At 50.1% G+C, this 6,927-nt stretch carries 7 protein-coding genes; 3 read left to right on the forward strand and 4 right to left on the reverse strand.

Annotated features, from left to right (window positions below; all coding sequences use genetic code 11):
• The first annotated feature begins 239 nt into the window (after window positions 1-239).
• Window positions 240-440, forward strand: coding sequence for a hypothetical protein (locus AB7D94_RS15645; RefSeq protein ID WP_420266926.1), 201 nt, complete (start codon window positions 240-242; stop codon window positions 438-440).
• A 1,164-nt stretch (window positions 441-1,604) separates the two neighbouring features.
• On the opposite strand, the gene AB7D94_RS15650 is transcribed toward AB7D94_RS15645, so the two are convergent.
• Both AB7D94_RS15650 and fbp read right to left on the reverse strand, forming a co-directional pair.
• Entirely contained in the window at window positions 1,605-1,904 is a 300-nt protein-coding gene (locus AB7D94_RS15650) for a helix-turn-helix domain-containing protein (RefSeq protein WP_420266928.1), read from the reverse strand.
• Between the two features lie 325 nt (window positions 1,905-2,229).
• Window positions 2,230-3,201 carry a class 1 fructose-bisphosphatase gene (gene fbp / locus AB7D94_RS15655; RefSeq protein ID WP_420266930.1) on the reverse strand — a complete coding sequence of 324 codons (972 nt, stop codon included), beginning with the start codon at window positions 3,199-3,201 and terminating at the stop codon, window positions 2,230-2,232.
• Between the two features lie 106 nt (window positions 3,202-3,307).
• On the opposite strand from fbp, the gene queF reads away from it, so the two are divergent.
• The gene (gene queF, locus AB7D94_RS15660) at window positions 3,308-3,679 is read left to right on the forward strand and encodes a preQ(1) synthase (RefSeq protein WP_420266932.1); all 372 of its coding nucleotides are present in this window, start codon (window positions 3,308-3,310) and stop codon (window positions 3,677-3,679) included.
• A gap of 3 nt (window positions 3,680-3,682) precedes the next feature.
• Here queF and xerA read toward each other — a convergent pair whose 3' ends face one another.
• Entirely contained in the window at window positions 3,683-4,600 is a 918-nt protein-coding gene (xerA, locus tag AB7D94_RS15665) for a site-specific tyrosine recombinase/integron integrase (RefSeq protein WP_420266933.1), read from the reverse strand.
• Window positions 4,581-5,915, reverse strand: a complete 1,335-nt coding sequence (trmFO, locus tag AB7D94_RS15670) for a methylenetetrahydrofolate--tRNA-(uracil(54)-C(5))-methyltransferase (FADH(2)-oxidizing) TrmFO (RefSeq protein ID WP_420266934.1) — start codon at window positions 5,913-5,915, stop codon at window positions 4,581-4,583. The genes xerA and trmFO overlap by 20 nt, the downstream gene beginning before the upstream one ends.
• Before the next feature lie 139 nt (window positions 5,916-6,054).
• On the opposite strand from trmFO, the gene budA reads away from it, so the two are divergent.
• Window positions 6,055-6,816 carry an acetolactate decarboxylase gene (gene budA, locus AB7D94_RS15675; RefSeq protein WP_420266935.1) on the forward strand — a complete coding sequence of 254 codons (762 nt, stop codon included), beginning with the start codon at window positions 6,055-6,057 and terminating at the stop codon, window positions 6,814-6,816.
• The last annotated feature ends 111 nt before the right edge of the window (window positions 6,817-6,927 follow it).

The following is a 6,927-nucleotide window of genomic DNA, read 5'->3' on the forward strand; positions in this document are numbered from 1 at the left end:
AGGGATGCCCTCGCAGGGAAATCAACGGGTGTAGTTATTTAGACGCTTACGTTTGTTGGTTCGTCCGCGGTCGTCAGCCTAGCGAAGCTGGGTTGCGTGTCCTGCGTCGGTCATCTTACGTGCGCGTGTCCTGAGTTCTCCGAGGTCGTCAGTCTAGCGAAGCTGGGTGGTGATTGTCCTATGATTCATTACACAATAAAATATTAAAATACGACTATCAAATTTTAAGGAGGCTGACGATGTACGAAAAACATCCACTGAAGAAGTCGAAGCACATAGGATCGCTTTGGAAGGGCGATAAAGGATTAACCGGAGATCTGGATCTATGGCCGCTTGGCCAATACCGAATCGGTGTATTTGAAAACACCCACAAGAAAAGCGACTCAGAGCCGGACTATCGAATAGTCGTTCTACCTGAAAAAGATACGAGTCCGTTTTAAACTCTATCGAGTATGGGGGCAGACGGGAGGCGGGCGGGGGGGATTAGAAACAAAGACAAAGGTGATAAGGCATTTATTACCCCGCCCCGCGGCTTTGGCTTCGCGTCGCCGCTCCCACCCCCACGGCGTCGGGGAGATACTGTAGGAGTGCTCCGGCCTTTGGCCTCCGCAGTTTCTCTACTCCGCCGCCTACCTAACGCCATTATTCGGATACCCCCCCGCCCGCCCGCGGCACGATGTTTTATCTGTTTCGTTTGTGGCTGCTACGCCGCGTCCCGTCTGCCCCCCCTTGCCGCGATAAAGCTGCGGCTTAAATTCAGGGGGGGCGCCCTTCATCACACAACACCGGGTACAAAGAGACAGGCGTATAAACATTGAAAAAGGACGAGAGGCAAAGACACAACGTCCTGGTCAGTTAAGGGTAGGGTGGCTTAGGGGGGTTGAGGGTTCGGTGGCTGTTATCGGTCAGCTTTTAGGGGGAAGGCTGCCGCCGAGAGACCGCGGCGATACGTTGTCCGGGTAAGGGCATCGAATGAGACGTCAATCGATGCCGCGATGAGACCGCGGCTTAAGGGCAGGGGGGCGGCGCTGGTGGACGAGGTCAGGGGGGCGCGTAGAGGGGGCGCGCGCGGCACGGCTAGACTGACATCCCGTCCTTGTCCCAGGAGTCTTCGCGTGCAGCTCTGACCAGGGCTTTCGAAATGGTCGAGTCTGGATCATGATGTTCCAGATCATGATGTTCCGGATCATGATGATGGAGAGGATCCTGTTGAGGAGGCGGGGGCCGTATTTCTACGGCCCCCACGTGGTGCTGACGCTTGATGGCTAGTTGGGTTTATAATCGGCCGTAAACCAGAGATTCTGGCCACGAGGTATCGTAACATGTTTTCCCTGGTCAAATAAAGCAAGCAGTGTTACCTTGACATAACATTGATGTGAGGCCGCGGTGAGTTTGGGTTGAGGAGGTGCCGGCGCACGAGCGTGACGCCGGCACTGTCAGAACGACCTTTGGATTAAAGGTTTCCTATTCTATCATTTTCTACTTGACAAATAACGAGGAACGAGAATGAAGACTGCCCGATGAGACCGGGTGCTTAAAAGACTATGAGGGTAAAAGTGTTACCTTGTCGTAACATCGGGGAAGCGGCCGCGGTAAAATAAGAGTTAAGATGATGCTGCTAAAGCCGCATTACATGTGGTCGGTGGTTCAAATCCACCCCCCGCCACCAACCCATCGTTTTCTTTTATATACGCCGGTGGGAAATAGCCGATAGCCCGAACGAACTGATAGAGCGATATATCAAGGGCATCGAGTATTTTTATCAGATTTTTAAATGATACCTCATGCTTCCCTTTCTCAAGTACCATGATTTGAGTATGTGATAAACCACACATTGCCGCAAGCTCACGAGAGGATAAACCCTTTTCCATTCTTTTCATATACAAATACTCATTACCGTTCATATGCCCTCCTTCTTTTCTGATTCTGACCTACAAAGTAAGCGTCAGGAAAACCCCATCTTTACTATGGAAAGTTCAGATGCCATAATGAGCCGAAAGAGGCCAATATACCAGCGCACACTCGCAAACGAGGGGGGCCGCTACCGGAAGACCTTCCTCGAATTGAGGAGATACATGACATAAAAGCCGTCTTAATAATTAAATTTGACAAGAAAGATTTTATTACCTGTTTTCTAAAGGATTTTTCCTTTGCCTGCATCTTAGCATTAGCCCCGCCAATCAAACACCTCGTTGACGAGGCAACCCGCCGCAGGCATTTTCTCCTGTATCACGCATTCTTAAATTGCGTATTCATAAACTGCACGATTTCCTTGCGGCTTCCCAAAAAAACGGGAGTTCTTGAGTGTATCTCTTCGGGCTTGGCCTGAAGTATATCACCCTTACCTTCGGTTGCCATGCCTCCGGCCTGCTCAACTATCATTGACATAGGCAGCACCTCGTAGAGCATCCGCAGTTTCCCTTTTTTACTCTTTGTGTCAGCGGGATAGGCAAAAATGCCTCCCTTTAAGAGCGTCCTGTGGACATCGGCAACCATTGTGCCGCTGAATCGCGCGGTGTAGCCCTCGTCTTTCAGCGCGTCGAAATAATCTCTTATCCTCTTGTCCCATCCCTTGGAGTTTGATTCGTTTACAGAATATATCTTCCCACTTTCAGGTATCCTCATATCATTGTGAGACAATAAAAATAGTCCGACCGAAGGGTCAAGCGTGAACGCGTTTAATCCCGTCCCTGTCGTATAGACAAATACCGATGACGAACCATAGACAACATATCCGGCGGCTATCTGCTTGTCCCCTCCCTGAAGGAAATCTTCCTGAGTGCCGGTATTTTTTCTGTATATGGAGAATATTGTTCCAATGCTGACGTTTACTTCGATATTGCTTGAGCCGTCAAGCGGGTCAAAGGCCACAACGTACCTGCCTTCGTGTCCTTTTTCGGGATAGATCACATCGTCGAGTTCCTCGGACGCTATGGCGTAAAATTGCCCGCTGTCGGACAATATCCTGACAAGGACATTGTTGGCGAATTCGTCCAGCTTTTGTACCTCCTCGCCCTGGACGTTTGTCTTCATCGCCTTGCCAAATATCTCCGCAAGCCCCGCCATTCTCACATGCGAGGATATAATCTTTGTGGCGGTCTCAATGGCCATCAGGGCTATGGACAAAGAGCCGGTGGCACTTGGATATTTTCTCTCTTCCTCTAAAATATACCTGTTTATATCCATTCCTATGTTTGGCATTATAATTACCTCCTTGTGATATGGGCTACTCTATACTAACATAATTGTGTGATAGCTGCGTATCGGCTCATGTACTTTTTTTTCGATAACATGATAGAATCGTAGTATGCTGTATGGCGAGAAGACAGTGTCAGATGCGGTTGTTGAACTATGGGACAATCCCCACCCTGACAGGGACTATGAAATAAAGATTGATTTGCCGGAGTTCACATGCCTCTGTCCACGCTCCGGCTACCCGGACTTTGCCGTTATCAGAATAACCTATGTGCCGGACAGGCTCATAGTCGAGTTGAAATCCCTGAAACTCTATTTAAACTCGTTTAGGAGTAAATACATATCCCACGAAGACGTGGCAAACGTGATATATAACGAGCTGAACGAAAAACTTGCGCCCCGCTATTTAGAGGTCATCGGAGATTTTAATCCAAGAGGCAACGTAAAGACCGTCGTCAGGGTAACGTCTGACCGTAAACCCTGAATTCTATGCGTTAGAATCTGCCAGCGGGTGGCATTTTTCGTAAACGTCCATCAGGTGTTGAATATCAAGGTGGGTATATTTTTGAGTGGTTGACAGCGACGCGTGGCCGAGGAGTTCCTGAATAACACGCAGGTCGGCACCCGATTGCAGCAGATGTGTGGCAAACGTGTGGCGCAGCGTATGAGGGCCAACCGCGCCCTCTATGCCCGTCAGCCTTGCGAATTTTACTACAACCCTGCGTATGTGTCTGTCTGTGAGGCGTTGCCCCGATGTGTTAATAAACAATGCCTCTGGTTCTTTGGGGGGGGCAGATTTCTTCGTGGAGCGCTTTGTCTCTTCCTTTATCAGCAGCCGTTCAACGAGATATGTCTTTAACGCCCCCAGCGCGTATGAGCCGATTGGGACAATCCTCTCTTTTTTCCCCTTGCCGCGAACCTTTACCATGCCCTGTTTCAGGCTTATTGATTCCACATCCGCACCGGCAAGTTCGCTCACCCTAAGGCCGCTTGAATAGAATAACTCCAGTATCGCCTTGTTGCGAGCCGCCATAAAACCAATCCCCTCGGCCTTGTCCATCATCGTAAAGGCATCGTCTTTGGTCAAAAAATTCGGCAGATGCTGCGGGACCTTCGGCGAAGGAACCAGCCGCGTGGGGTTTGTCTTAACTGCTCCGACGCTGTGAAGGTATTTAAAAAATGCCTTCACCGTTGAGAGCCTCCTCATTACTGACGCCTTTGCGAGGCCCTTCTTTGACTGTGACGCCACAAACCCCCTGATGTCGTACAAGTCTATGGACATAGGTTCTTTTTTTACGAAGACAATAAACTCGTCCAGGTCTTTTTTATATGCCCTTAGTGTATGAGGGGAGGCGTTTCTCTCGACCTCCATGTATCTGTAAAAACTATCTATATGACTCTGCAATGAATCGCGCCCAGTCGGCCAATGCCCTTGCCACAACGGCCTGTCTCTTTTTTGCCTTGTCCCTGATTGGCACAGAAAGAGCGGGCAGGAGGCCAAAGTTTATGTTTGACGGCTGAAATTTTGAGGCCGGAGCGTTGGATGATTCCCCTGTGATATGCCCGACTAATGAGCCGCACGCGGTAAAGCGCGACGGCAGCACCTCGTCAAGCCCCTTTAGTTTGCGCGCGGCGTAGATGCCGGCAAGAAGCCCCATCGCCGTTGACTCCAGATAGCCCTCAACCCCGGTAATCTGCCCGGCAATATATATGTGTGGCATAGATTTCAGGGTCAAATCCTTGTTCAGATGTCTGGGTGAGTCAATATATGTGTTTCTGTGAATGCTGCCGTATCGCAGGAATTCGGCCTTCTCAAGCCCGGGAACACACCTGAACACGTTGAACTGTTCGGCATACTTCAGGCGGGTCTGGCAGCCGACTAAGTTATACGCGGTCTTTTCGGTGTTCTCCGCACGCAGTTGTATAACGGCGTATGGTTTGATGTCATTTCTTGGGTCACAAAGTCCAACGGGTTTAAGAGGCCCGAAGCGCAGCGTGTCCTTGCCGCGTGCCGCCATCACCTCAATCGGCATACAGCCCTCAAACACCTTCTCGTCCTCAAAATTCCTCACAGTTACCTTATCGGCATTTACCAGCGAATTATAAAATAAATCATACTCCTCAGCGTTCATAGGGCAGTTCAGATAATCATCACCGCCGCCCTTGCCGTATCGTGAGGCAAAGAAGGCCTTATCGTAGTCTACGGTCCCGGCGTCTATGATTGGTGAGATGGCGTCATAGAAGTAGAGCGACTGCCCGCCGAGGATATTTTGCAGCTCCTGTGACAAAGTCAGGGAGGTCAACGGGCCGGTGGCCAGAATGACGGCTGTCTTAGGATCGAAAGAGGAAAGAGAGGCCACTTCGCCGTAGAGTATTTTAATATTTGGATGTGCCTTGATTTTCGCGGTTATGAACTCCGCAAAAAGATTCCTGTCAACAGCAAGACACCCCCCCGCCGACACCGCCGTAGCCCGCGCCGCCTCCATTATGAGAGAGCCTGCCGCTTCAAGTTCTTGTTTGATAAGGCCGTGTGCCGAGTCCGGGGCGTCAGACCTCAGTGAGTTAGAGCATATAAGCTCGCCCAGAAGGCCGGTCTTATGCGCCTCGGTCATCTTATCAGGGCGCATCTCACAGAGCGTTACAGCAGCCCCTAACTCCGCCGCCCGATACGCGGCCTCCGCCCCACTCAGCCCGCCCCCTATTACAAATACCTCAGACACAGCCGATAGTATATAACAAAGCCATGTAATAAATTCAACAAATATGGCAAATATAACCGCACCGCTGTTACGTTAGGGTAACATCAGAGATTATTCGGCAAAATTGAAATAATGGCACTTATGGTGATATAATCTGATAGTGTATTATCTGTTAGCCATAATTATTACCGCGCTTCTGTCTTCGTGTGCCCAGCCGCACGCGCTCTATCAATACTCTTCGCTTAACGCCCTTATGGAAGGCGTATATGACGGGCAGTTGACTATCGGGGAGTTGAAAAGACATGGAGATACGGGGCTTGGCACCTTCAACGGCCTTGACGGTGAGATGATAATGGTCAACGGCGGCGTCTATCAAATCACAGGCGACGGGACTGTGCTTGCAGTAGACGACAACGTGGAAACCCCGTTTGCTGATGTTGTGTTTTTCAGGTCTGCTAAGACCTTTAACGTGGAGCGGGAAATCTCCTGCGAAGGGCTTCAGAGGGAAATCATTCAAAACGCGCCGTCTTCAAATATCTTTTTCGCTGTTAAGATTGAAGGCATTTTTAAGGGCGTAAGGGCAAGGGCCGTAAGGGCGCAGCATAAACCATACCCACGCCTGATTGACGCGGCCAAAGACCAGGGCGTGTTCGATTTCAGCGACATCAGGGGTGTGGTGTCGGGGTTTTACTTCCCCGAAACGTTCGGAGGATTGAGCGTCGGAGGCTTTCACGTCCACTTCATATCAGACGACAGGAAATCAGGCGGGCACGTGATGTCATGCACGGTAAACCGCGCCACTGTCAACATTGATTACCTGACCGATTTCTCTTTGGAACTCCCCAAAAGCGGCGGTATCTACGGCAAGGCAATAGGTACGGCTCAAAAACAGGAAGTTGATACAATTGAAAAAGGCCGCTGATTCAAGCCTGCCGCCAATAGTGCAGTTATACTTTGCCTGATACCGTAAGGATTTATCCAGGGCAATCGCATTAGAAAAATAAAGCAGAAGATACCTATGCAATCATTCCGG

The organism is Candidatus Magnetominusculus dajiuhuensis, from assembly GCF_046044395.1.
Lineage (GTDB): Bacteria > Nitrospirota > Thermodesulfovibrionia > Thermodesulfovibrionales > Magnetobacteriaceae > Magnetominusculus > Magnetominusculus dajiuhuensis.